This is a genomic window from Streptococcus sp. A22, assembly GCF_043674215.1.
In the GTDB taxonomy this organism is placed as follows: Bacteria; Bacillota; Bacilli; order Lactobacillales; family Streptococcaceae; genus Streptococcus; species Streptococcus suis_V.
The window spans coordinates 1-22,443 of record NZ_JBIMJQ010000012.1; the positions used below are offsets into that span (position 1 = coordinate 1).

The 22,443-nt window shown below is 44.1% G+C and carries 21 protein-coding genes; 1 reads left to right on the top strand and 20 read right to left on the bottom strand.

Translation table 11 applies throughout. The features are described 5' to 3' along the window. Positions 1–423: 423 nt before the first annotated feature. The 10 genes from ACHBHN_RS06235 to parE form a co-directional block, all read right to left on the bottom strand. Positions 424–1,302 (bottom strand): glycosyltransferase, encoded by an 879-nt coding sequence (locus tag ACHBHN_RS06235; protein ID WP_172062609.1) that lies wholly within the window; start codon positions 1,300–1,302, stop codon positions 424–426. 7 nt (positions 1,303–1,309) lie between these two features. Next, on the bottom strand, positions 1,310–3,061 hold the full coding sequence (locus tag ACHBHN_RS06240) for an SP_1767 family glycosyltransferase (protein WP_394733805.1): 1,752 nt from the start codon (positions 3,059–3,061) through the stop codon (positions 1,310–1,312). After that, a complete protein-coding gene (locus ACHBHN_RS06245) occupies positions 3,058–4,062 on the bottom strand; it encodes a sugar transferase (RefSeq protein WP_193438463.1) in 1,005 nt (334 codons plus the stop codon). Before ACHBHN_RS06245 ends, ACHBHN_RS06240 begins: the two co-directional genes overlap by 4 nt. After that, positions 4,063–4,932, bottom strand: a complete 870-nt coding sequence (locus ACHBHN_RS06250; RefSeq protein WP_238140733.1) for a glycosyltransferase family 2 protein — start codon at positions 4,930–4,932, stop codon at positions 4,063–4,065. Between the two features lie 120 nt (positions 4,933–5,052). After that, entirely contained in the window at positions 5,053–6,012 is a 960-nt protein-coding gene (locus ACHBHN_RS06255) for a polysaccharide pyruvyl transferase family protein (RefSeq protein ID WP_105122847.1), read from the bottom strand. 66 nt (positions 6,013–6,078) lie between these two features. After that, positions 6,079–6,528, bottom strand: coding sequence for a pyridoxamine 5'-phosphate oxidase family protein (locus tag ACHBHN_RS06260; RefSeq protein ID WP_105122846.1), 450 nt, complete (start codon positions 6,526–6,528; stop codon positions 6,079–6,081). Positions 6,529–6,675: 147 nt separating this feature from the next. Then, positions 6,676–7,353 carry an XRE family transcriptional regulator gene (locus tag ACHBHN_RS06265; protein WP_105122845.1) on the bottom strand — a complete coding sequence of 226 codons (678 nt, stop codon included), beginning with the start codon at positions 7,351–7,353 and terminating at the stop codon, positions 6,676–6,678. A gap of 392 nt (positions 7,354–7,745) precedes the next feature. Next, positions 7,746–10,199, bottom strand: coding sequence for a DNA topoisomerase IV subunit A (parC, locus tag ACHBHN_RS06270; protein ID WP_394733806.1), 2,454 nt, complete (start codon positions 10,197–10,199; stop codon positions 7,746–7,748). A 125-nt stretch (positions 10,200–10,324) separates the two neighbouring features. Further along, positions 10,325–10,747, bottom strand: a complete 423-nt coding sequence (locus ACHBHN_RS06275; RefSeq protein WP_394733807.1) for a YkvA family protein — start codon at positions 10,745–10,747, stop codon at positions 10,325–10,327. A 43-nt stretch (positions 10,748–10,790) separates the two neighbouring features. After that, positions 10,791–12,734 (bottom strand): DNA topoisomerase IV subunit B, encoded by a 1,944-nt coding sequence (gene parE / locus ACHBHN_RS06280; protein WP_394732617.1) that lies wholly within the window; start codon positions 12,732–12,734, stop codon positions 10,791–10,793. 139 nt (positions 12,735–12,873) lie between these two features. Here parE and plsY point away from each other — a divergent pair, with 139 nt between their 5' ends. Beyond that, positions 12,874–13,515: a glycerol-3-phosphate 1-O-acyltransferase PlsY gene (plsY, locus tag ACHBHN_RS06285; RefSeq protein ID WP_105122842.1), complete on the top strand. Its 642-nt coding sequence runs from the start codon at positions 12,874–12,876 to the stop codon at positions 13,513–13,515. A gap of 138 nt (positions 13,516–13,653) precedes the next feature. On the opposite strand, the gene ACHBHN_RS06290 is transcribed toward plsY, so the two are convergent. The 10 genes from ACHBHN_RS06290 to ACHBHN_RS06335 form a co-directional block, all read right to left on the bottom strand. Then, the gene (locus tag ACHBHN_RS06290) at positions 13,654–14,922 is read right to left on the bottom strand and encodes a dihydroorotase (RefSeq protein WP_394732616.1); all 1,269 of its coding nucleotides are present in this window, start codon (positions 14,920–14,922) and stop codon (positions 13,654–13,656) included. Positions 14,923–14,940: 18 nt separating this feature from the next. After that, entirely contained in the window at positions 14,941–15,603 is a 663-nt protein-coding gene (locus ACHBHN_RS06295) for a hypothetical protein (protein ID WP_172095971.1), read from the bottom strand. After that, entirely contained in the window at positions 15,600–16,253 is a 654-nt protein-coding gene (locus tag ACHBHN_RS06300) for a uracil-DNA glycosylase (protein WP_172074501.1), read from the bottom strand. The genes ACHBHN_RS06295 and ACHBHN_RS06300 overlap by 4 nt, the downstream gene beginning before the upstream one ends. 12 nt (positions 16,254–16,265) lie before the next feature. Next, complete coding sequence (locus ACHBHN_RS06305) at positions 16,266–17,186, bottom strand: glycosyltransferase (protein WP_172022356.1); 921 nt, start codon at positions 17,184–17,186, stop codon at positions 16,266–16,268. Between the two features lie 90 nt (positions 17,187–17,276). Next, complete coding sequence (gene pyrE, locus ACHBHN_RS06310) at positions 17,277–17,909, bottom strand: orotate phosphoribosyltransferase (RefSeq protein WP_394733808.1); 633 nt, start codon at positions 17,907–17,909, stop codon at positions 17,277–17,279. Positions 17,910–17,943: 34 nt separating this feature from the next. Continuing rightward, positions 17,944–18,636, bottom strand: a complete 693-nt coding sequence (pyrF, locus tag ACHBHN_RS06315; protein ID WP_394717836.1) for an orotidine-5'-phosphate decarboxylase — start codon at positions 18,634–18,636, stop codon at positions 17,944–17,946. A gap of 485 nt (positions 18,637–19,121) precedes the next feature. Then, positions 19,122–19,832, bottom strand: coding sequence for an ATP-binding cassette domain-containing protein (locus tag ACHBHN_RS06320; protein ID WP_172062627.1), 711 nt, complete (start codon positions 19,830–19,832; stop codon positions 19,122–19,124). Further along, positions 19,832–20,596 carry an ABC transporter ATP-binding protein gene (locus tag ACHBHN_RS06325; RefSeq protein WP_257104381.1) on the bottom strand — a complete coding sequence of 255 codons (765 nt, stop codon included), beginning with the start codon at positions 20,594–20,596 and terminating at the stop codon, positions 19,832–19,834. Before ACHBHN_RS06325 ends, ACHBHN_RS06320 begins: the two co-directional genes overlap by 1 nt. Beyond that, complete coding sequence (locus ACHBHN_RS06330; RefSeq protein ID WP_394733809.1) at positions 20,577–21,548, bottom strand: branched-chain amino acid ABC transporter permease; 972 nt, start codon at positions 21,546–21,548, stop codon at positions 20,577–20,579. Before ACHBHN_RS06330 ends, ACHBHN_RS06325 begins: the two co-directional genes overlap by 20 nt. A gap of 4 nt (positions 21,549–21,552) precedes the next feature. Next, on the bottom strand, positions 21,553–22,422 hold the full coding sequence (locus ACHBHN_RS06335; protein WP_105137216.1) for a branched-chain amino acid ABC transporter permease: 870 nt from the start codon (positions 22,420–22,422) through the stop codon (positions 21,553–21,555). Positions 22,423–22,443: the final 21 nt, after the last annotated feature.

Consider the following 22,443-nt stretch of genomic DNA (forward strand, 5'->3'; position numbering starts at 1 on the left):
CTAGCTCCTAGTAAAGCTTAACAAATGGATAACTTCAAAATCACCTTTTTGGTCTCACATCATTGACAAAGGTACATTTGCTGAAATGAAAACGTATTTTTCGTCTTTTGTTTTCAATCTTAATATATTGTTAAAAAATAGTTTTCAAAATAGATTTCTTTCATATATTTCACTATTTTTCACTTTTATATCAATAAAATAATGAACCCAGTTGATTACAACTGGGTTCATGATTATTCTTGCTCTTCTTTTTGTTTTTTCTTTTTGAGTAGTCCAAATAACAGCATTCCTCCGAGCAAGGAGAGGGATTGCTGGATAGAGTTGGATAGTGACTTGGAGACGGACTCAAAGGAAGATTCCTATACGGAGAGACTCAAACTCTCTGTCATAGGCTGGTAATGAAAAGAAAAGATAAGATTACTCTCACCTTTTCCATTTTTCTAAAATTGAAATCTTTTGCATACATTTTTGATAGTCTTGCATCCTACCAGCTTTCAAATAAAAATCCTTGTGTAGATTCAATCGCCATCTATACGCCATTAATTCCGGCGCAATATCAAAACCAATTAATGACAAAACTGTAATTCGTTCTTCAATACTTTTTAGAGGAAAGACAGAAGAGATTTCGACCGTTTTAGTAACACTTGTTTGTCTTTTTCGATGGTAATATAAACTCGTATTTGAAAAGACAATGCGATCAGCATTCAGATAAATTTTCCAGGTTGTATAGTCGTCCTCAACTTTTTCATCTTCTGGATAAACAATGCCTTCCAATAGGGAGGATTTATAGAGTTTGCACCACGGAACTGTAAAGCATTGACTAATCGCAAATCGGCCTTCATACTCTTTTTTAAACCATTCTTGCGGACTATAAACCTGTCTAAAGTAATCTTGAGCTTGTAAATGGAAAGCAAATGAACTCGTCTCTTCCATAAATTGTGTAAAGTTAACCACAGCAATATCTGCATCCGTCTCGTTCAACGACTGATAGAGATATTCAATGTGATTCGGTTCCAACCAATCATCATTATCAACAAAGAGAATATAGTCTCCACTCACCAATTGTAAGGCTGTGTTTCTGGCTGCACCTACTCCGCCCCCACCCAGAGGCTTATTCACCAGTTTAACTCGACTATCTTTTTGTCGGTACTGCTCACAAACGCTAGCACTTCCATCCGTTGAACCATCATTCACCAATATTATTTCAAGATTTTGATAGGTTTGATTTATAATACTATCCAAACACTGTTTCAAATAAATACCCGCATTAAAAACAGGAACGATAACCGATACTTTTTCCATCCTATCTCTACTTTCTAAATCGATTCATCAAATCTAACTTAGCACTAACAGATCGATAAAGCTCAATCTGACCTGCATAGAGGGCATCTGCTTGACATTTTTTCAAACGAGCTACATAGGAATCTATCTGGGCTGCCGGATTATAGCCTAAGGCTACCAATAGCGCAATCCTTTCTTCCGCGTTACTGATCATGGTCGTGATGTCTTGCAACATGACAGACCGAGACAGCCCTTCCGGCCGTTGTGAGTAGTAATAAGGACCTTCATTGGTGAAATGGATCTGATTAGCTTTCAAATACAACTTGTAAATCGTTGCATCATCTTCTCTAAGACGCCCTACCGGATAGCGAATATCCCCAAACAAGGACCTTTTAAATAGTTTCAAAGGAGAGAAGGTGAAAGCTAAATGCATATTGTTCTTCATATCTCCTTCTAGATCCAACCACTCCTGGACAGAATAGACTGTTTGGAAGTAATTTCCTTCGTTATGGTAAAAAAGGAAAGACTGACGTTCTTCGTTGAAAGAGGTGAAATTTGTGGCAGCAATGTCCGATCCTGACTCTATCGCTCCATCATACAGATGTTTTAGATAGAAATCTTCCACAAAATCATCCGAGTCAACAAAGGTAATATATTCCCCTTTTGCATTATCGATTCCCTTGTTTCGAGCAGCAGATACTCCTGCGTTTTCCTGATGAATAACTCGGATCCGCTCATCTTTTTTGGCATATTCTTCCAAAACGAAGGCACTTCCGTCTGTCGAACCATCATTAATTAAAATCAATTCAAAATGAGGATAGGTTTGTTTCAATAAGGAATCTATACAACGTTTTAAGTATGGCTTCACATTATAAACAGGGACAATAATACTAATCAAAGTAGATTCTGATTGCATTTTATGCTCTTCTTTCACCGAAACCTCCTGTAGAGTTTGCGGCGCAACACCCACCCAAGCCTTTACGGAAAGAAGGTAGTCCGCATCATCTGTAAACTGAATATCTGTATCAAAATTATGCTCAGCAGTGTGCTTGTGGTCAAGTTTCACCTTGGAAGTCGCTTTCATTTGGAACCATTCATACTCAGAATCGATGTGGCCCAAATCAATTGCCTGATGACCTCTCTTCATCAAATCAACTCCCAAGACCTTGGCTGTTGGCCCCAACATCAGAAGGACCAGCTTATCATCTGCATGCTCTAGAATCGCTTCTAAAATGTCATCGTATTTAGCAAAAGCATTCTTTGATGGACAAACGATTCGAGAAACAGATTCTGCTCCAGCAAACAGATCATTACCAACTCCTGATCGACTGGTCTCACCTTCGACAATCAAAATATCTCGACCCCGCCATAAGTCCTTAATGGCTGCAAAATAGGCTGCCGCAGGTTCCTTATCCACCAAGTCAATATAGGGACGTGAAATGAAGGTTGAACCGTACCAATCAGATTGACACTCGTGGGCATAAAATTGACCATAGCGCTCAAAATGACTCTTCCAAAATTGTTGAGCATTTGAATTATACCGTTCCAATCCTTGAAAGACATCTGGCAAACACACCACTAATTCCGGAGAACTTGGAATGGTCAAAATAGCTTTTAAGGCTGCCGCTAATTCTGAATCATATGGCTGATAGGGGATACTAGACCCCTGAATCACATCAATTTCTCCATCTCCAAATCTCACAACAGAGGATTGGTGTTCTTTGATATAAGCAAGGCTATCTAAAATCGGCAAAACACGAATTTCTTCTAATTTTCTCATCCTTCTCCCCCATCACATATGGCACTAAAGACAGCATCGATCAATAATTTTTTCGTAAAATAGCCTTGTCGAACCAAGGGATTAAAGGCCCTTACTCTAGCCACAAATCCCTGATAGTCAGCTGGTGTCATAGCTTGAATTTTTTCAGCCGCTTCATCCAGACTGTCTACAACCAAACCAAGTCCATTCGCCTCGATGATTTCCTGATTGGCAATTCCTCTCTGAACAATCACAGGGATTCCTGCTGCTACAAAAGCACCTAATTTATACGGACAATAGAGGGTTTGATACCCCTTGTCATGATCATCCATCCAGACCAAGCCAAATCCGCCCTGCGACATTTCTAACAAGAGCTGTTCATCTGGGCGATAAGGCAGGCGTTTCACCATGGTTGGCAACTCCACCTCTTGGCGACAATAAAGATGAACCTGAACAGGATAGTTCCAGCTTTTCATGAAACTAAAACGCTCTGGTGAGCCCGGAAAATGAATTAAGGGCTTGTAATAAGCTGGTAATTGCGGAGCATTGGTCGGATGATCCCACATCCCCTGAACTAGTGTCTTTTTCACAGTCAAACCATGTTCACGCAAGACATCAATCATCTTTTGACTCGGAGTCACAATGACATCTGCTAGATTATAATAGGCAATGGTCCGGTCCATCAAGTAGTAATTCCCCGCAAACATTAAAGGAACAACATCGTGGATAAAAATCACAATTTTGATTTGATAGGCCTTCAACTTTGCCATCAAGCGCTCATCAAAATTCGTTGTATTCCAAGTCGGCGTTTGGAAGATGACAACATCTCCATGCCGCAAGCCAGCCACAATCCCATCCAAGCGTTTACTGAGTTCAGACGGACTATCTGCCTCCATATTATAAGCATAAACCCCCAGTTCACGATAGCCAAGCCCAATCGCAATATCTGTCACCATATTTTGTCCAAGCTGCGCCGTTGAAGATGCTGCTTGACCGTTTAAATTTGTAATATAGACTCTCATTTAGTTGTTTCCGTATTTATCTATCATCCGCTTGCGGAATTCCAGGTTCTTATAAGCTACTACATCCCCATTACGCAGTTTGCTATCCCGATTTATCTGCGAACGCCATTTGTAGGCGGCAATTTCCCGTGACAAATCAAAACCAAGCAAACCCAGCACCTCAAGGCGTTCTGCCACTGGCTCCGTTGAAAATATTGTCGCCTGATCGGCTGTCTGGGTCATCGACCCCGCATTGACACGATAAATCAGACTAGAGCGATGCATATAGGCGATTCGATTCGCTGCCAAATATGTTTTCCAAGTTGTCCGATCGTCCTCCCCAAAACCATCTGTCGGATAGAGGATGTATTCAAACAGAGACTTTTTATACATTTTGCTCCAAGGTACTGTGAAACAGAGGGAAATATTGTGGCCAACACCATATTGGAAAGCAAACCACTCTTCTGGGCTATAAACAGCCTCGTAATAATCATCTGTCCCAATGTGTAAATTGAACTGCCCAGTCTCCTCGTAATACTGAGTAAAGTTGGAAATGGCTATATCACTTCCTGTACGAGTAAGTAGTTCATGCAAATCAGAAACATGATTGGGATCTATCCAATCATCTGCATCTACAAAGACGATATACTCTCCTGTCGCCACTTCAAGCGATGTATTACGTGCAGCACCTAGGCCCTCATTCTTCCTCTTGTGAACCACTCGAACCCGTGAATCTTGCTGACGCAACTGCTCGCACAAGAGAGCTGACCCATCTGTCGAACCATCATTGATCAATAAGATCTCTAGATTTTTATAATCCTGTGCAATAATACTTTCGACACACTGACGAAGATGTTTTTCCCCATTGTAAACAGGTACAATTACACTCACTTTTTCCACTTATATGCCTCATTCCCTCTTTATATATTACCATTATCATAGCATGCCTAGACTAGAAATGCAAAAATAGTCTGTTATTTTTCTATAAACAAAAAGGGGATTTTCCCCTTTTTAACGATAGATTCCATAATACTGGTGAGCTGACCATAGCCCCGTCACCATAGCTTGAACCAACTCTGGATCCATCAAAAAATCTGTAACTGCCTGCCCATTGAGGTATCCAGCTTCGCTCTTAAAACCTGTGAAGGCTTGGCAGCGTTCCTCTAGTTCCTTCCGAATGTCCAGATACTTTTGTGGATTTTGCAGAGGCTGGTTCACATCACAAGCTCCTGCCAAAAACTCCTCAATCGTCATGTGATTGGCCAACTCACGCAAACCAGCAAAACGCCCTTCTTCAAATCCTTGTTCCTGAATATTCAAAACAGGTGTTCCAAGCGCCAAACATGGCAAGGTTCCATGCAGACGAGTGGTGACGACAAAACGTGCTGATTGATAGAGATAGAGGTAGTACTGAGCCACTTTCATCCGTTGAGAAGGGCTCATGTACTGGTGGTTGATATCTGCACTCATCCGAATAACAGGATAAATAGATTCTCTTGCCAACTTATCATAAACAGCATTTGGCAAATCAATCGCTAAGACAAAATCCTGCTTTTTCACATTCTTTTCTGGTTGAATGGTTAATGTCAAGCAACCAGACCAGTACGAGTCTACACCGATCGATTCAAGGAAGTCTTTGGTAGCTCCACTCCTCGCACCAACTGGACCATATTTTTTGAAAAATGCTCTATTTTCTTCCGTAGAAAATTGCTCTTGCACCAGATCATCGATAAACATCGATATCAATAAAGGATCGATTTTTTCATTTTTTAATGGAAAATTTTCCGGGCGGTGGGAATACCAGCCATTCATGATAAGCTTGATTGATTCCTCACCATCATACTGGAACTCATTTAAATAATCCCTGTTCACATAGTAATCTATCTGTGGTAAAAAACGACTCGTCGCTACCGACTGAATCTCATCTCCAATATTACCAGTGGTATACGAAAAAAGGGCATATTTGGTCATGACATCTCCTACTTTCTTATTTGGTTCTAGTATAGCACAATATAGTAGGAATGCGAAGCTCGTAGCTTAGATTGTTCGAGCTTGACCTACCCCATTATTGATTTTAAAGACATACTTATGCCCCTGAGTCAGACTATGATAAAAACCATCTCCCTCATAGACTTGGAAAATCTGCATGGTCTTGCGACTTTCCTCATCCTTGTAAACATGTTGGACATAGGGATTATCCGCAAAAACCTTCTCCAAGAGTTCTTGACTAGCCGGATGTGCCTTCCCTTCTATACGAATGACCTGAATCAAGTAGTCTTCTTCTGACAGGGCGGTTAGCGCCACACGCTCATCCCCCATCAGTTGCTGATAGAAATGCGTTTCCGAACCTGTCATAAAGAAAATACCATCTTCATTGGCAGCTGTGATATGGATAGGCCGCGCATGAGGATTGCCATCTGCATCGACCGTTGCAAAAATCCCTAGCTTCATGCCTTCCAAAATTTCCATGACATCTTTGACTTCCATAAGTAGCCTCCTAGACTTACATTCTACCTAAATTATAGCAAATTCCATGGGGAAAGTTAAGGTTAACATACAAAAATACTACCAAATATTTTCCCATCCCTCTAGCCCTGACGCCCTCTCTTTAGCTGAGTTGTCTTTACATAGTCCCTAAACTGCCAAAGGCATAAAATGACCAACAACCTTTCCTACTATCTTAGGCTTGTCTTCATAGAAGGCAAACTTATCCGGATGGTCTGGATTGATGGACACGAGACGAAAACCTTCCTCCTCCCGATACACACGCTTGATATAGGTATGACCAAACCAGACAATAGCATAGATACCGCCATCATAATCAAAACCAGTCTCCTTGATAAGCGCCACCTCGCCTGATTGGAACATGGGCTCCATGGAATTACCCTTAATCCAAGTCGCCACGTCATGGTCCATCTCACTATCAAAATAGACTGTTTCTGTTTCAAACTCATCATCAAAGGCCTCACCAGGCCCTGCGGACAGCAAAATATTGGTCCGAACCTGATAGGCCACAAATTGTACAGACTGCTCTTGTTCCTCCAATAAACGCCGTGAGTAACGTATCACCTTTCCTTGATGAGCACTAGTCAGTTTATGGTAGACCGACAAGAGCTCAAAATCCGACTCAAAATAACCTTTAGCTACCCAAAAAGTCTCCTCCAAAGCCCGCAGATGCTTAGCATTGGGAACTGTCGTCTCCGATTCCCACTTAGAAATCGTCACCTTCCCAACACCAACCAGCTTCCCTAGATTTTCCTGCGTCATCTCATTGACCAAACGAATCGCTCGCAAACGCTCCCCTGAAAACATCCTTCACCTCAATAAGTTTCTTTATAAAGTAACTATATTATACAAAATATTCTGTTTTCTGACAAGTTTTTTTCTATTTCTTTCCACTATTTATAAATAGAATCTCTAGTTCAAACTTATTCATTGCATAAAAACCATATACAAAGCATGATTTACCAAGGTTTCTATTTAATATATAAAAAGAGAAGACCAAAATGGTCTTCTAAGTGGCACGCTTTCTTTTGTTCATTACAGTTTCTGGTGATTCACACTTTCACAGAATTTAGTACCAACCAATCAGCTGATGAAGCCATTCCTCAAAAGCAGGAAAGTTCTTCATGGCAAGCAATGTCAAAACCATAACTGCTATCAGAATTAGGAGTACAAGGTATTTCTTCTTCACTTTTTTACTCCTATTTGACCCAAGCAGTCAACACTTCCTCATCAGAAATGGTTTCTGAGATAAAGCTACCGTTGCTGGTGCGTTCGGACAGGCTGAGCTGGGTCACATCAATCTCATAGAGTTTGCCTGTTTTGGACTGAACGTGAAGGATTTGACTTGTCGTTTCATCTTCATTTGCCGTGCTAAAGAGGTCAAAATCACCCTGATCCGTCAAAACAGGCCCTGCCGCAAAGACACGGTGAGGCTTAGCCTTGAGTTCACGAAGCACCTGTAAACCACGCTTGGCACGGCTGGTCACAGGGATTTCCTCCGTCGCCATCCGCTTAAGGCTACCACGCTGGGTCAGGAGATAGACGGAGCTGGTATTGCTGATAAAAGCCGCAGCCACCACATCCCCATCCTTGAGGTTGACCGCCTTGACACCAGCCGCCTTGGCACCGATGATTGGCACTTCTTCGATGTTAAATCGCAGAGCGTATCCCTTTTCTGTGATGAGCATAATGTCGTCCAAGACCACAGGCGATACGGTAATGACCATATCCTCCGCATCTTTGAGTTTGGCATACTTGGTTGACTTGGACTTATAAGTCCGCCATGGCGTAAACTCCTTCCGCTCCACACGCTTGATTTGACCGTATTTGGTCACCGCGAAATAAGTTCCCTCATCAAAATTCTCCACCAATTCAGCGAAGATAATCTCTTCATTGGTGTCAAAGTTCATCAGGGTCTGACTCAGGTGTTCACCAATGTCCTTCCAACGAATATCTGTCAACTCATGGACAGGTCGGTAGATGATATTTCCAAGATTGGTAAAGAGCAAGAGGTGCTGGGTTGTCTTGGCACTCTGCAAGAAAATCAGCTGATCGTCATCCCGCTTGCCGACTTCTTCCACCGTTGAAGCACCGAAAGAACGCGGACTAGTCCGCTTGATATAGCCTGCTTTTGTTACGCTGACAAAGGTTTCTTCCTCGACAATCAAGCTGGCGGTATCAATTTCAATCGCTTCTGCCTGATTCTGCAATTCACTCAAACGAGGATTGCCAAATTGCTTCTTGACCTCACGCAGTTCCTTCTTCATGAGGTTGAACATGGTCCGCTCATCGCCGATAATGGCTGCCAAGGTCTGAATCTGCTCGCGTAGGGCTGCTTCTTCGTTTTCCAAGGTCACAATATCGGTGTTTGTCAAACGGTAAAGTTGCAAGGTCACGATAGCCTCAGCCTGTTCCTCACTAAAATCATAGCTGATTTTCAAGTTTTCCTTGGCGTCAACCTTGTTTTCAGAAGCACGGATAAGGGCAATAACTTCGTCTAAAATGGAAATGACACGAATCAAGCCTTCTACGATGTGGAGGCGTTTTTCTGCCTTTTCCTTGTCAAACTTAGACCGGGCAATGATAATCTCACGACGGTGGGCGATATAGCTGGACAGAATCTTCTGCAGGCCAACCTGACGCGGTGTGAAATTGTCAATGGCCACCATGTTGAAGTTGTAATTGATTTGCAGGTCGGTGTATTTGTAGAGGTAGTTGAGAATGGTTTGCTCATCGCTGTCTTTTTTCAGCTCAATGGCAATCCGCAGACCTGTCCGGTCTGACTCATCACGCACCTCGGCAATCCCAGGCACCTTGTTGTTGACACGGACATCATCAATCTTCTTGACCAGAACAGCCTTGTTGACCTCGTAAGGAATCTCGGTAATGACAATCTGTTTCTTGCCAGCCTTGAGTTGCTCGATTTCACAACGGCTACGGACAACGACACGACCCTTACCAGTTTCATAGGCTTTCTTGATTTCGTCAGCCCCTTGGATAATGGCACCTGTTGGGAAGTCTGGTCCAGGCAAGAACTCCATTAGCTTTTCTAATTTAGCTGTCGGATGATCAATCATGTAGACAACGGCATCAATGACCTCCGCTAGATTATGCGGCGGGATGTCCGTCGCATAACCTGCAGAAATTCCCGTCGCACCATTGACCAAGAGATTTGGAAAGGCTGCCGGCAAAACAGTCGGTTCTTTTTCCGTATCGTCAAAGTTCCAGGCAAATGGCACAGTCTTTTTCTCGATGTCAGCTAGCAGATAGCCAGCCACCTCAGACAAACGAGCCTCGGTATAACGCATGGCAGCCGGTGGATCACCGTCCATTGAACCATTATTTCCGTGCATCTCGACCAAAATCTCACGATTTTTCCAGTCCTGAGACATACGAACCATGGCATCATAAATAGAGTAATCACCGTGTGGGTGGAAATTCCCCATGATATTCCCGACTGACTTGGCGGACTTGCGGTAACCCTTGTCAAAGGTGTTGCCGTCCTTGTTCATAGAATAAAGAATCCGACGTTGCACGGGCTTGAGACCGTCACGAATGTCCGGCAAAGCCCGCTCCTGAATAATGTATTTGGAGTAGCGACCAAAACGCTCTCCCATGATGTCCTCAAGGGACATGTTTTGAATATTACTCATAATATTCCTTTTTCTTATTTTCTTATTTTTTGTTAAAAAGTTTACTGCTAATTATACTTATAACAGCATATTAATATCTATATCTTCTTTTTTCAAAGCGTTGCTCAATGGGAACATCATCTCGTTTAGGGTTTGTCTATATTTTCTGCCGAGCGCAGCTTCTTCCATACCCGATAATCATCAATGTCTTTATTAACCCAGTTCCAGCAAGTTGCTATAACCAGCGCATCATCCATTTGACCAAAGAATGGAATCCAGTCTGGAACTACATCTACAGGCGAGAGAAAGTAGATTAAAGCCGAAACAATTGCGAGAATAGTCCTCTTAGGAATCTTGGTATAATCTCGTTTCAAATAGCTTCGAACCATACTTATCATGATGGGAATATTTTTAAATTCCTGAGCTAAAAAGGGAATCCATTTAATTTTCTTTTCTATTTTTTCCAAGAAGGGTTCCATTTTGGAATCATCTTTCAATAGTGACTCAGCTTTCTGGTATCTCTTTTGAATTTCCTCGATTGCCTGTTTTTTAGAAAATCTTTTTTTCATCTTGTCTTCCATACTTTCTTTGTCATAAGAGAAAAACTGTTCATCAAAATACTGTGTTTTCTTCTAGCGTAAACCTAACATTATCCTCAATCCATTTCCGGCGTGGCTCGACCTTGTCGCCCATAAGGACAGATACACGGCGTTCAGCACGGGCCAGGTCTTCAATGGTGACACGGATAAGAGTACGGGTTTCAGGGTTCATGGTTGTTTCCCAGAGCTGATCGGCATTCATCTCACCAAGACCCTTGTAGCGTTGGAGGATAAAGCCCTTGCCAAAATCCTTGCGGAGATCTTCTAATTCCCCATCAGACCAAGCATAAGCTATCTTTTCTGTTTTGCCCTTGCCTTTTGACATCTTGTAAAGTGGCGGAAGGGCGATGTAAACCCGACCAGCTTCCACCAAGGGTCGCATATAGCGATAGAAGAAAGTCAGCAAGAGGGTCTGAATGTGGGCACCATCCGTATCTGCATCGGTCATGATAATAATCTTGTCATAGTTGACATCTTCCAGCGTAAAGTCTGAGCCAACACCTGCACCGATGGTATAAATCATGGTGTTGATTTCTTCGTTTTTGAGGATGTCCGCCATTTTTGCCTTGGCGGTATTGATAACCTTACCACGCAAGGGTAGAATGGCTTGGAACTTGCGGTCACGGCCCTGTTTGGCAGAGCCTCCAGCCGAATCTCCCTCGACCAGATAGAGTTCATTTTTTGCTGGATTTTTGGACTGGGCTGGGGTGAGTTTCCCTGATAAAAGGCCCTTGTCCTTCTTGTTTTTCTTGCCATTTCGGCTTTCATCACGGGCTTTACGGGCGGCCTCGCGCGCATCGCGGGCCTTAATAGCCTTGCGAACCAAATTTGAAGCCAGTTCACCATTTTCCAAGAGGAAATACGTCAACTTTTCTGAGACAATTCCGTCTACAATTGGACGAGCCAGCGGGCTCCCCAGCTTATCCTTTGTCTGACCTTCAAACTGCAAATGCTCTTCTGGGACAAGGATAGAAAGGACCGCAGACAGTCCTTCACGGTAGTCAGAGCCTTCCAAGTTCTTGTCCTTTTCCTTGAGCAAGTTGGTCTTACGAGCATAGTCGTTCATGGCCTTGGTAATGGCTAGTTTGAGACCTGTTTCGTGGGTACCGCCGTCCTTGGTCCGAACGTTGTTAACGAAGGAGAGAATGTTATCTGAATAACCATCGTTGTACTGCATGGCAACTTGGACCTGGAAACCTGCATCTTCTCCTTCAAAATAGAGGACTGGTGTCAAAGTTTCCTTGTCTTCGTTAAGGTAGGATACAAAGTCCTGAACGCCATTTTCATAGTGGTACTCCTCTTGCTCACCTGTTCGCTCATCCGTCAGGGTCATGGTGACTTGTTTGAGCAAGAAGGCTGATTCTTTCAGGCGTTCGGCAATGGTGTTGAACTTGAAATCAGTCGTTGAGAAAATGGTATCATCAGGCATAAAGGTCACTTTTGTACCTGTTTTTGATTTTGGAGCGGTACCAATCTTCTCTAGGGTCGTGACTGGCTTTCCGCCCTGCTCAAATCGTTGCTTGTAAACAGCACCGTCACGGGTAATCTCAACTTCCAACCAGCTGGACAGGGCATTGACCACCGAAGAACCAACCCCGTGGAGACCACCTGAGGTCTTGTAGCCACCTTGACCGAACTTACCTCCTGCGTGGAGAACGGTGAAGATGACTTCGACTGTTGGCTTGCCGGTAGCGTGCATACCAACGGGCATACCACGACCACGGTCGGAAACGGACAGACTGCCGTCCTTGTTAATGGTCACGTCAATTCGGTCACCGAAACCAGACAGCGCTTCATCGACAGCGTTATCGACAATCTCCCAGACCATGTGGTGCAGACCGTTCCCATCTGTCGAGCCGATATACATACCAGGGCGCTTGCGAACAGCATCCAACCCTTCCAGTACCTGAATGGCATCGTCATTATAGTTATTTATGTTAATCTCTTTCTTAGCCAAAACTGACCTCCATACATATCGTCTTTACTATCTTACAAGTTTTTAAGCATTTTTGCAAAAAATTTCTGCTATTTCGGCTGGAACAGGGCAAACTTGACTATTTGATGAAAAAGCCGGACAACTATGCTATAATCTAAGTATGTTACAGACAATTTTACTTCTAATATTAGCTTATTTACTGGGCTCGATTCCGTCAGGTCTCTGGATTGGACAAGCCTTTTTCAACATCAACATCCGAGAACATGGTTCGGGCAATACTGGGACGACCAATACCTTCCGTATCCTGGGTAAGAAAGCTGGAATGGCGGTCTTTGCCATCGACTTTCTCAAAGGTACCCTAGCGGCCCTCCTGCCTGTTTTCTTTCATGTAAATAGCCCTTCACCTATCCTATTTGGCTTGATAGCTGTTCTGGGACATACCTTCCCGATTTTTGCCAATTTCAAGGGAGGTAAGGCTGTGGCCACATCGGCTGGCATGTTGCTGGGTGTTGCGCCCCTCTTCTGCCTCTATCTGGTCTTTATTTTCGCGACCTCTCTCTACCTGACCTCCATGGTTTCCTTTTCAAGTGTCTTGGCAGCAGCCCTGGCAATGCTTGGAGCTCTGATTTTCCCAGCCCTTGGTTTCTTGGTCAATAGCTATGACTGGTTGTTCACCGTGATTATCCTATTTCTGGGTAGCTTTGTCATTATCCGACACAAGGACAATATCCAACGCATTTTGAAACAGGAAGAAAATCTCGTTCCCTTTGGATTAAATATTACAAAGCAAAAGAAGAAATAATTTCAAGCGCCGAGAGGCGTTTTTTTATATCATGAAAGAGAAATAAAGCAGCTTTTTTGTAAGATTCAAAACCCTAAAACTGCTAACTTTGATAAAAAGTTCTTAAAAATAAGGAGCCAACCAGCTCCTTCAAAACACTTATTTTTCAAATACAACCTGTCCATCCGCAATGGTATAACGAACTTGGCCCATGAGCCAATCACCGACAAAGGGAGAATTGGCGGATTTAGAGGCAAAGGTTGCTGATACTTGACGATTGACTGTAGGATCAAAAATCACTAGGTCGGCCGGTCCATTTTCAGCCAGATAACCTGCATCCAAGCCATAAAGTTTGGCAGGATTGATGGTCATTTTCTCCAATAATTCTTGGAGTGTCAGATGCCCTTCTTCCACCAAATGCGTCAAACCAAGTGATAGAGAGGTCTCCAGTCCAGTCATGCCAGACGGTGCTTGCGTCAAGTCCTCTACATTTTTTTCATCCGCATGATGAGGTGCATGGTCGGTCGCAATAACTGAAATGACACCTGATTTTAGCCCTTCTATGACTGCCAAACGATCGCTTTCCAAACGAAGAGGCGGGTTCATCTTGGCATTTGCCCCCTTGGTCAACAACAAATCTTCTGTCCGAGAAAAATGCTGAGGGGCTACTTCTGCGGTCACACGCGCACCCATACCTTGTGCAAATTCGACCACCTTGACAGACTCAGCTTTGGACAGATGCTGGATATGAACACGGGCACCCGTTTCATAGGCAATCATGACGTCACGAGCAATCATGCTGTATTCAGCCACACCAGTCGCGCCGCAGACGTGAAAATGCTTGGCAGCGACTTGCTCGTTCAAACCTAGAATACCATTCAAATCTGGATCTTCTTCGTGGAGGCTGAGCAGGCACTCCAATTTCTTAGCCTCCTGCATAGCTTTTCGCACCACTCCAGCATTTGTCAATGGAATGCCGTCATCAGAAAGAGCTACAGCACCCGCAGCTAGGAGCCCTTCAAAATCCGTCAAATCTTGGCCATTAAATTGATTGGTAATGGTTCCCACACTGTAAATATGAATGTTTTCCTTGCTGGCCGATTGCAGCACCTCTTTCAAGGTGTCCACTGTCGAAATGGTCGGATTGGTATTAGCCATCATGACAACCGAGGTAAAACCACCCGCTGCTGCCGCCAGAGCCCCTGTATGAATATCTTCCTTGTGGGTCTGACCAGGCTCACGGAAATGAACATGGACATCCACCAGGCCAGGCGCAACAACCAAGCCACTAGCATCAAGCACCTGCTCCGCATCTACCTCAATCTGCTCAGCAATCTTGATGATTTTCTTGTTCTCTATCAAAATATCAGCGACTGCGTCCAGTCCAGACTCCGGGTCTATGACACGACCATTCTTAATTAACAGCATGATAACTCCTTTTAAATGCTACTGTTTAGCCACAGCTTCAACCAATTGCTCCACTTCTTGAGCACTGATCTGGTCATCTACTTCTAAGTAAAGTTCCTTAGCTCGTTCAAAATAGCTGCGCTCTTTGGTGATTTCTCCCAAGACACGATTGGCACTAGCTTCTATATAGGGAAACTCAATACGAGCTGCCTCCTTGAGTACTTTTCGCATCTCTTGCTCTGCCAACTCCATATCTCCCATTAGAAAATGCAAATAGGCTTGCTCATAAGCATTACCAACAAGTTGAGACTCATTGTATTCAGATAGTAAAGTTGCTTCCTCTTCAAGAAACTCCAAAGCTTGCTGATAATTGCCTGCTTCTCGCTCTACATCTGCCACCTGGCGCAAGGCCACTGGCTGCAATTCTCTCAGAAAAAATTCCTCAGCCTGGCTATGTTCTCGCGCCAAAACAAGATTAGCCTGAGCCAACTCTTTTGCCAAGTCCATTTCCTTCTCGGCAATCGCCAAATAAATCCGTTGATTTCGTAACCAAAAATGGCCTGAAATATGGGCATCATCCAGCCTTGCAACTCCTTCTTCATAAAGCTGGTGAGCTAGGCTAAAGTTCTTTTCATCCAAAGCCTCAAAGAATGATATATCTCTTTCAAAATCGGTCATTTTCATTCCTTCAATTAACTTCATCTTCGCCAATCAATCTCTTCCTTCCCATTCTGTTTCAAAAAGGCATTAGCCTGTGAAAAAGGCTTACTTCCAAAGAAGCCTCGGTAGGCTGAAAGCGGACTTGGATGGGCCGACTCTATAATCAAATGTTTAGGATTGTTAATAAGAACCTTCTTCTTCCGGGCATAAACTCCCCAAAGAATGTAGACAACTGGTTGGTCCAGACTATTGACCACCTTGATTACCGCATCCGTAAAGGGCTCCCAGATTTGTCCAGCATGTCCATTGGCCTGACCGGCCGGCACTGTCAAACAAGCATTGAGTAATAGAACGCCCTGTTCAGCCCAGCTGGTTAAATCATGACCTTGTTTGACACCGACATCTTCAGCCAACTCTTTTAGGATATTTTGGAGAGATGGCGGAGCTGGAATGCTATCTGGGACTGAAAAGGATAGCCCTTGTGCTTGTCCAGGTCCGTGATAGGGATCCTGCCCCAAAATGACCACTTTTACATTTTCTAAAGCCGTCTTTTCCAAGGCTGCAAATACCTTTTCCCTGGGTGGATAAACAGTTCCGTCAGAATAAACCTGGTCCAAAAACTGATTGATGTTGCCAAAATAATGCTCCGGCAACAAGGCCTTTATCCGATCATGCCAAGCAGAATGCTCCATGCTGACTACCTCTTACTTCTTCTCTTTGATGATATAAACCGGTCGATGCTTGGTTTCCAAGAAAACCTTGGCCAAATACTTACCTAAAATACCAATGGTCATCAACTGCAAGCCACCTAAAAAGAGGATGATACAGATAGTTGACGGCCAACCGATTGTCGGATCCCCGAAGACCAGAGTCTTAAAGACAACGACAACCATCAAAACCAAGGACAGGAGGAAAGTGAAGAAACCAGTATAGGATGCAATATTCAGCGGCGTATCTGAAAAATTGATAATCCCTTCAATCGAGTAGGAAAGCAACTTCCAGAAGGACCAGCTGGTTTCACCAGCCACCCGCTCAACATTTTCATAAGGCAGGTATTCTGTCTCAAAACCAACCCAGGCAAAAATTCCTTTTGAAAAACGATTGTACTCTGAAACAGACAGGATAGCATCTACCATGTGTCGGCGCATGAGACGGAAATCGCGGGCCCCGTCCACCACTTCTACCTGGCTAATCTTGTTCATCAGCTTGTAGAAAAGCTTTGCAAAGAAGCTCCGAATAGGCGGCTCGCCATTACGGCTGACACGACGGGTACCAACACAGTCCAGTTCTGGATTAGCATCCAAGATGGCCTTCATCTGGGTAAGCATTTCTGGTGGATCCTGCAAATCCACATCCATGACGGTCACCAATTCACCCTGCGCAGCCTGCAGGCCGGCATAAAGAGCGGCCTCCTTGCCAAAATTTCGGGAAAAGGAAATGTAGCGGACACCATTGCCCTCAGCAGCCAACTGCCGAAGAACCTTGAGCGTCCCATCCTTGGACCCATCATTGACAAAAATATACTCAAATTGCTCCCTCATCTTCCGACGGACCACTTCCATGGCGTCGTAAAAATAGGGAATCGCCTCTTCCTCATTGAAACAAGGAACGATTACTGAAATCATACACTTCTCCTCATACGGTCAATTGTTTTCCCAACATTATACCATTTTCGGGGCCATGTTCCCAGAAATCAGGCGATTTTGCTGTGAAAACTAGTCCTCCAACCAAGTTTCAGGATTCTGGCGGAATTTTTTCAAGAGAGTCAAGCCATCCGCATTGATGTAGCCCTGCACTTTTGCGACTTTTATAAGTTCAGAATAATTGCTGAGCGTCACCAGTTTGACACCAGTGTTGTCAAAATTCCGGTCTGCCACAGGCAATTGGTAGGTGAAAATGGCTGCCACACCAAGTACCTCTGCTCCTTCACGTTGAGCCGCTGCAACTGCATCCAAGACAGAACCACCTGTCGAAATCAGATCCTCGATGATAACCATTTTCTGCCCCTTGACAATGCGACCTTCCAGTTGATTACCAGCCCCGTGCTCTTTTGGTTTGCTACGGATGTAAGCAAATGGCAGATTCATGCGGTCTGCAATAATGGCTCCGTGCGGAATGCCAGCCGTCGCCGTACCTGCAATCACTTCTACTTCTGGAAACTCCTCTTCAATTCGTTGAACAAAACCATCCTCAATCAGGTTGCGGGTATCCAGATAAGAAAGCGTGATACGATTATCCGTATAAATAGGTGACTTGATGCCAGACGCCCAAGTAAAAGGCTTTTCTGGTCGCAAATGAACCGCCTTGATGTCCAACAAATGTGATGCAATTTCTGTTGCTAGTGTCATGATAATTCTCCTTTAGATTAGTAATATTGTTTATTTAGATATTCCATTCTTCTTTGATAGCCAGGTATGCTTCATAAGGATTGGCCGCATGTGTGATAGGACGCCCGACCACGATATAGTCACTGCCAATGCTTGCCGCCTGTGCTGGAGTGACAACCCGTTTTTGATCACCTACTTCGCTACCAGCTGGTCGAATTCCTGGTGTCAGACAGGAAAAGGCTGCACCAGTGGCCTGCTTAATCAAATCGACCTCCTGAGCCGAGCAAACGACACCGTCCAGTTCTGCTTCCTGAGCCTTTTTGGCGTAATGGACCACTGCATCCACCAGGCTAGTCTGGATATTCTGATCCGCCTGCATCTGCTCTTCCGAAGTCGAGGTCAGCTGGGTCACAGCGATCAAGATTGGTCCAGGTCCCAGTCCCTTTCTAGCCGATTGCATCATCTCTACTCCCCCGGCTGCATGAACATTGGTCATATCAACTCCCAGCTTTGCCAACACCGACATAGCCGATTGGACCGTATTGGGAATATCATGAAGTTTCAGGTCTAGGAAAATGCTGTGCCCGCGGTCTTTCAGGTCTTTGATAATAGCCGGACCTTCCGCATAGTAGAGCTCCATTCCAACCTTGAGATAGAGTTTTTCCTGACTTGGGAAATGAGTCAAAAAATCAACGACTTCTTGACTACTTGCGAAATCCAAGGCAATAATGGGGCGTTTTTCTTTCATAGTATCCTTTCTGTACACAGAAAAACCCTGCCTACTCTGGACAGGGTTCACGAAATGAGCTTAGAAATTCGACTTCTAAGATGCTTACCATGATACCTTTCCAGCCTCTCTGGACTCAGTTAAAGGTTCTATTTGACTCTATACTACTATTTTATTTGATTTCTGTCAATAGTTTTGAGAATTTCTGCTACAAATAAGGGCAAAAGATGAACTTAAGGATAGGAAGCGAGCTTGTTTTGGGGAGCGAAATTTGATTGTGAGGCACAAACTGGATCACAAAAATGAAAACACTCATGAAACAATCACAAGTCAACAATAGACTGCCATATTTTTGATTTACAGCTTGAAAGCAAGAAAAGCAACCAGATTTACTGATTGCTCGCTAAGTATTAAATTAGAGTGCTACGCTCCTTTCGTATTGGATTTCAGAAGTAGCAACTCCGTGATACAGCTGAATGAAAGCCTTGTAGCATTATTATGGCATATCAACCACCCAGATACGCTTTTCTGACTTCATCTGATGCAAGTAGTTCTTTTCCTGTTCCAGAGAGGACAACTTTTCCTGTTTCTAGGACGTAGCCACGGTCTGCGATTGCGAGGGCCTTGTTGGCGTTTTGTTCAATCAAGAGGACTGTTGTCCCTTGTTTTTGGATATCTTGGATAATGTCAAAGATTTCTTGGATAAAGATTGGCGCTAATCCCATTGAAGGTTCGTCAAGAAGCAAGAGTTTTGGCTGGCTCATGAGGGCACGCCCCATTGCCAACATCTGCTGCTCACCACCTGAAAGAGTGGCTGCATCTTGGTTCTTACGTTCTTCTAAGCGTGGGAAACGGTCAAAAATCTTTTTCAGATTTGCCTGATTTTCCTCACGGTTGTTACGAAGGAAGGCACCCATTTCTAAGTTTTCCATAACCGTCAAGCCTGCAAAAACGTGACGACCTTCTGGTACTTGAGACAAACCATCTGCCACGATTTTACGAGCTGGAACTTTTTGGATCTCATTTCCGAGGAAAGAAATGCTTCCAGCAGACGGACGAACCAAGCCTGAGATGGTGCGGAGAATAGAGGTCTTGCCTGCACCATTGGCGCCTATAAGGGTCACAACTTCGCCCTCATTGACTTCAAAGCTCACATCCTTGACGGCTTCAATCGCACCGTAGTTGACGGAAAGATTTTTTACTTCTAACATGGTCATTATGCTTCACCTCCAAGGTATGCTTCAATTACACGTTTGTTGGTCCGGATTTCTTCAGGCGTTCCGTGGGCAATCAAACGGCCGTACTCCAGTACATAAATCCGCTCAGTCACTTTCATAACCAGGCTCATATCGTGCTCAATCAGGATAATGGTAATGCCAAATTCCTTTTGAATACGGCGGATGAGTTCGGTCAATTCTGCCGTTTCCTGCGGGTTCATACCAGCCGCTGGCTCATCCAAGAACAAAATTTTCGGTTCTGTCGCAAGGGCACGAACGATTTCCAGACGACGTTGCTGACCATAAGGCAAGTTTTTCGCCAGCGAGTCTGCATCCTTGTCTAAATCGAAAATTGCCAAGAGTTCCATAGCCTTAGCCTTCAAATCCGCCTCGCTCTGGTAATACTTAGGCAAGCGCAGAAAGGAAGCCAAGAGATGCGGTTTGTGATGATTGGCAAATCCAACCAATACATTTTCCAAAACCGTCATATCCTTGAACAGACGAATATTTTGGAAGGTACGTGAGAGACCAAGAGATGCAATCTTGTAAGGTGCCTTACCATTAAGCAAGTGACCGCCAAGCGTCACAGTTCCCTCGCTCGGCTCGTAAACACCGGTCAAAAGATTGAAGAGGGTTGTCTTACCAGCACCGTTAGGACCAATCAAGCCGACCAACTCACCTTCATTGAGCTCCATGGTAACGTCGCCAACAGCAGTCAAACCACCGAAGTGCTTGGTCAAATTTCTAATTTCCAGAAGTGCCATCTTTGCCCTCCTTCGCTTTTTTCTTAAAGAATGATGAGAAGGTTAATTCCCATGTACCGAGCAGACCACCTGGACGGAAAACCATGACCAAAATAAGAGCCAATGAGTAAATAATCATCCGAAGGTCTGAGAAATTTTGCAGGAACATATTGAGGAAACCAAGAACAAGGGCCGCCAAAATCGTACCTGTCATAGAACCCAAACCACCAAGCACCGCGATAATCAAGTAATCAATCGAACGCATGATAGTAAAGTCTTTAGGAACAACTGTACCTATATAACCAACGTAGAGAGAACCTGCGATACTTGATAGGATAGCCGCGATAACAAAGACTGTTACCTTGACTTTGGTTGTATTAACACCCATGGACTCCGCAGCGATTTCATTTTCACGCACAGCGATAACCTGACGGCCAAATGAGCTCCGTAAGAAGTTGAGAATCAGAACCGTCAACACTACCACAAATAGAAAGACAACTGTCCAAGTTGTATACGGCAAGATGCCTGTCAAACCAGCAGCACCGTTGGTCAAGTCACCACCATTGATAATGGCAATACGGATAATCTCAGCCACACCAAGGGTTGCAATAGCTAAGTAGTCACCCTTTAGACGAAGAGTGGGGATACCGACCACCAGGGCTACCAGGGCAGCTACAAGACAGCCCACAAGAATAGACAGATAAAAGCCTGCATAGGTAGGATTAGACTTGGTCAAAATAGCTGTCGCATAGGCACCAATTGCCATAAAACCAGCCTGACCCAGCGAAAACTGACCTGAAAAACCGAGAACAAGGTTGGTTCCCAAAGCCATGATGATAGAAATTCCAATCCCCATCAAAATCTGTATATAGTAAAGCCCCAGGGCACCAGAGCCAATCAAGGCAGAAAGAACTGCAAAGATAACAAGGACAAGAGCAAGCCAGGTTAAAATTGGTTTGATATTTTGTTTCATAAACTTACACCTTCTCCTTCACATTTTTACCTAAAATACCTGCTGGACGCACCAAGAGGATGACAATCAAGATACCATATACAACTGCATCACGGTAGCTGGAGAGACCGACAGTTACCGCCAGGGTTTCCAAGAGACCGATGATAAAGCCACCGAGAGCCGCACCTGGAATAATACCAATACCACCGAGAACGGCCGCTACAAAGGCCTTAAGACCTGGCGCCATCCCCATCAGAGGTTCCACAGAGTTATAGTAAAGACCAATCAAGACCCCTGCCGCACCTGCAAGAGCAGACCCAAGAGCAAAGGTAAAACTAATGGTCGAGTTGACGTTAATTCCCATGAGCTGAGCCGCGTCACTGTCTACAGAAACAGCACGCATGGCCTTACCCATTTTGGTTTTTTGGACGATAAATTGCAGAGCCAACATGAGGAAAACAGAGACACCCAAAATCGTCAACTGAACATTGGTCACAGTAATCGGACCAAGGTTGAATTTAACCGTCTCAAGAGCTTGAGGGAAGGCACGTGTATTGGCACCAAAGAGATAAACCATACCGTATTCAAGGAAGAAGGACACACCGATAGCCGTAATCAAGGCCGCAATCTTAGTTGAGTTGCGCAATGGACGGTAGGCCAAGAATTCAATCAGCACACCCAAGGCTGCTGTTAATACCATGGTCAAAACAAGCGCAACAAAGAAATTTAGCTGGAAGGCATTAATCAGATAATAACCAATAAAGGCCCCCATCATATAAAGGTCACCGTGGGCAAAGTTAATCAACTTGATAATGCCGTAAACCATGGTATAACCCAAGGCAATCAAGGCATAGACACTTCCCAAGATAAGACCATTCACCAATTGCTGGAGCATATAGTCACCAAACTTTCTATA

Excerpts from the sequence above, each read along its gene's own strand:
- ACHBHN_RS06235 (WP_172062609.1), bottom strand. The coding sequence starts at position 1,302 with ATGGAAAAAGTATCGGTTATCGTTCCTGTTTTTAATGCGGGTATTTAT.
- ACHBHN_RS06240 (WP_394733805.1), bottom strand. The coding sequence starts at position 3,061 with ATGAGAAAATTAGAAGAAATTCGTGTTTTGCCGATTTTAGATAGCCTT.
- ACHBHN_RS06245 (WP_193438463.1), bottom strand. The coding sequence starts at position 4,062 with ATGAGAGTCTATATTACAAATTTAAACGGTCAAGCAGCATCTTCAACG.
- ACHBHN_RS06255 (WP_105122847.1), bottom strand. The coding sequence starts at position 6,012 with ATGACCAAATATGCCCTTTTTTCGTATACCACTGGTAATATTGGAGAT.
- ACHBHN_RS06260 (WP_105122846.1), bottom strand. The coding sequence starts at position 6,528 with ATGGAAGTCAAAGATGTCATGGAAATTTTGGAAGGCATGAAGCTAGGG.
- ACHBHN_RS06265 (WP_105122845.1), bottom strand. The coding sequence starts at position 7,353 with ATGTTTTCAGGGGAGCGTTTGCGAGCGATTCGTTTGGTCAATGAGATG.
- parC (WP_394733806.1), bottom strand. The coding sequence starts at position 10,199 with ATGAGTAATATTCAAAACATGTCCCTTGAGGACATCATGGGAGAGCGT.
- ACHBHN_RS06275 (WP_394733807.1), bottom strand. The coding sequence starts at position 10,747 with ATGAAAAAAAGATTTTCTAAAAAACAGGCAATCGAGGAAATTCAAAAG.
- plsY (WP_105122842.1), top strand. The coding sequence starts at position 12,874 with ATGTTACAGACAATTTTACTTCTAATATTAGCTTATTTACTGGGCTCG.
- ACHBHN_RS06290 (WP_394732616.1), bottom strand. The coding sequence starts at position 14,922 with ATGCTGTTAATTAAGAATGGTCGTGTCATAGACCCGGAGTCTGGACTG.
- ACHBHN_RS06295 (WP_172095971.1), bottom strand. The coding sequence starts at position 15,603 with ATGAAGTTAATTGAAGGAATGAAAATGACCGATTTTGAAAGAGATATA.
- ACHBHN_RS06300 (WP_172074501.1), bottom strand. The coding sequence starts at position 16,253 with ATGGAGCATTCTGCTTGGCATGATCGGATAAAGGCCTTGTTGCCGGAG.
- ACHBHN_RS06305 (WP_172022356.1), bottom strand. The coding sequence starts at position 17,186 with ATGATTTCAGTAATCGTTCCTTGTTTCAATGAGGAAGAGGCGATTCCC.
- pyrE (WP_394733808.1), bottom strand. The coding sequence starts at position 17,909 with ATGACACTAGCAACAGAAATTGCATCACATTTGTTGGACATCAAGGCG.
- pyrF (WP_394717836.1), bottom strand. The coding sequence starts at position 18,636 with ATGAAAGAAAAACGCCCCATTATTGCCTTGGATTTCGCAAGTAGTCAA.
- ACHBHN_RS06320 (WP_172062627.1), bottom strand. The coding sequence starts at position 19,832 with ATGACCATGTTAGAAGTAAAAAATCTTTCCGTCAACTACGGTGCGATT.
- ACHBHN_RS06325 (WP_257104381.1), bottom strand. The coding sequence starts at position 20,596 with ATGGCACTTCTGGAAATTAGAAATTTGACCAAGCACTTCGGTGGTTTG.
- ACHBHN_RS06330 (WP_394733809.1), bottom strand. The coding sequence starts at position 21,548 with ATGAAACAAAATATCAAACCAATTTTAACCTGGCTTGCTCTTGTCCTT.
- ACHBHN_RS06335 (WP_105137216.1), bottom strand. The coding sequence starts at position 22,422 with ATGCTCCAGCAATTGGTGAATGGTCTTATCTTGGGAAGTGTCTATGCC.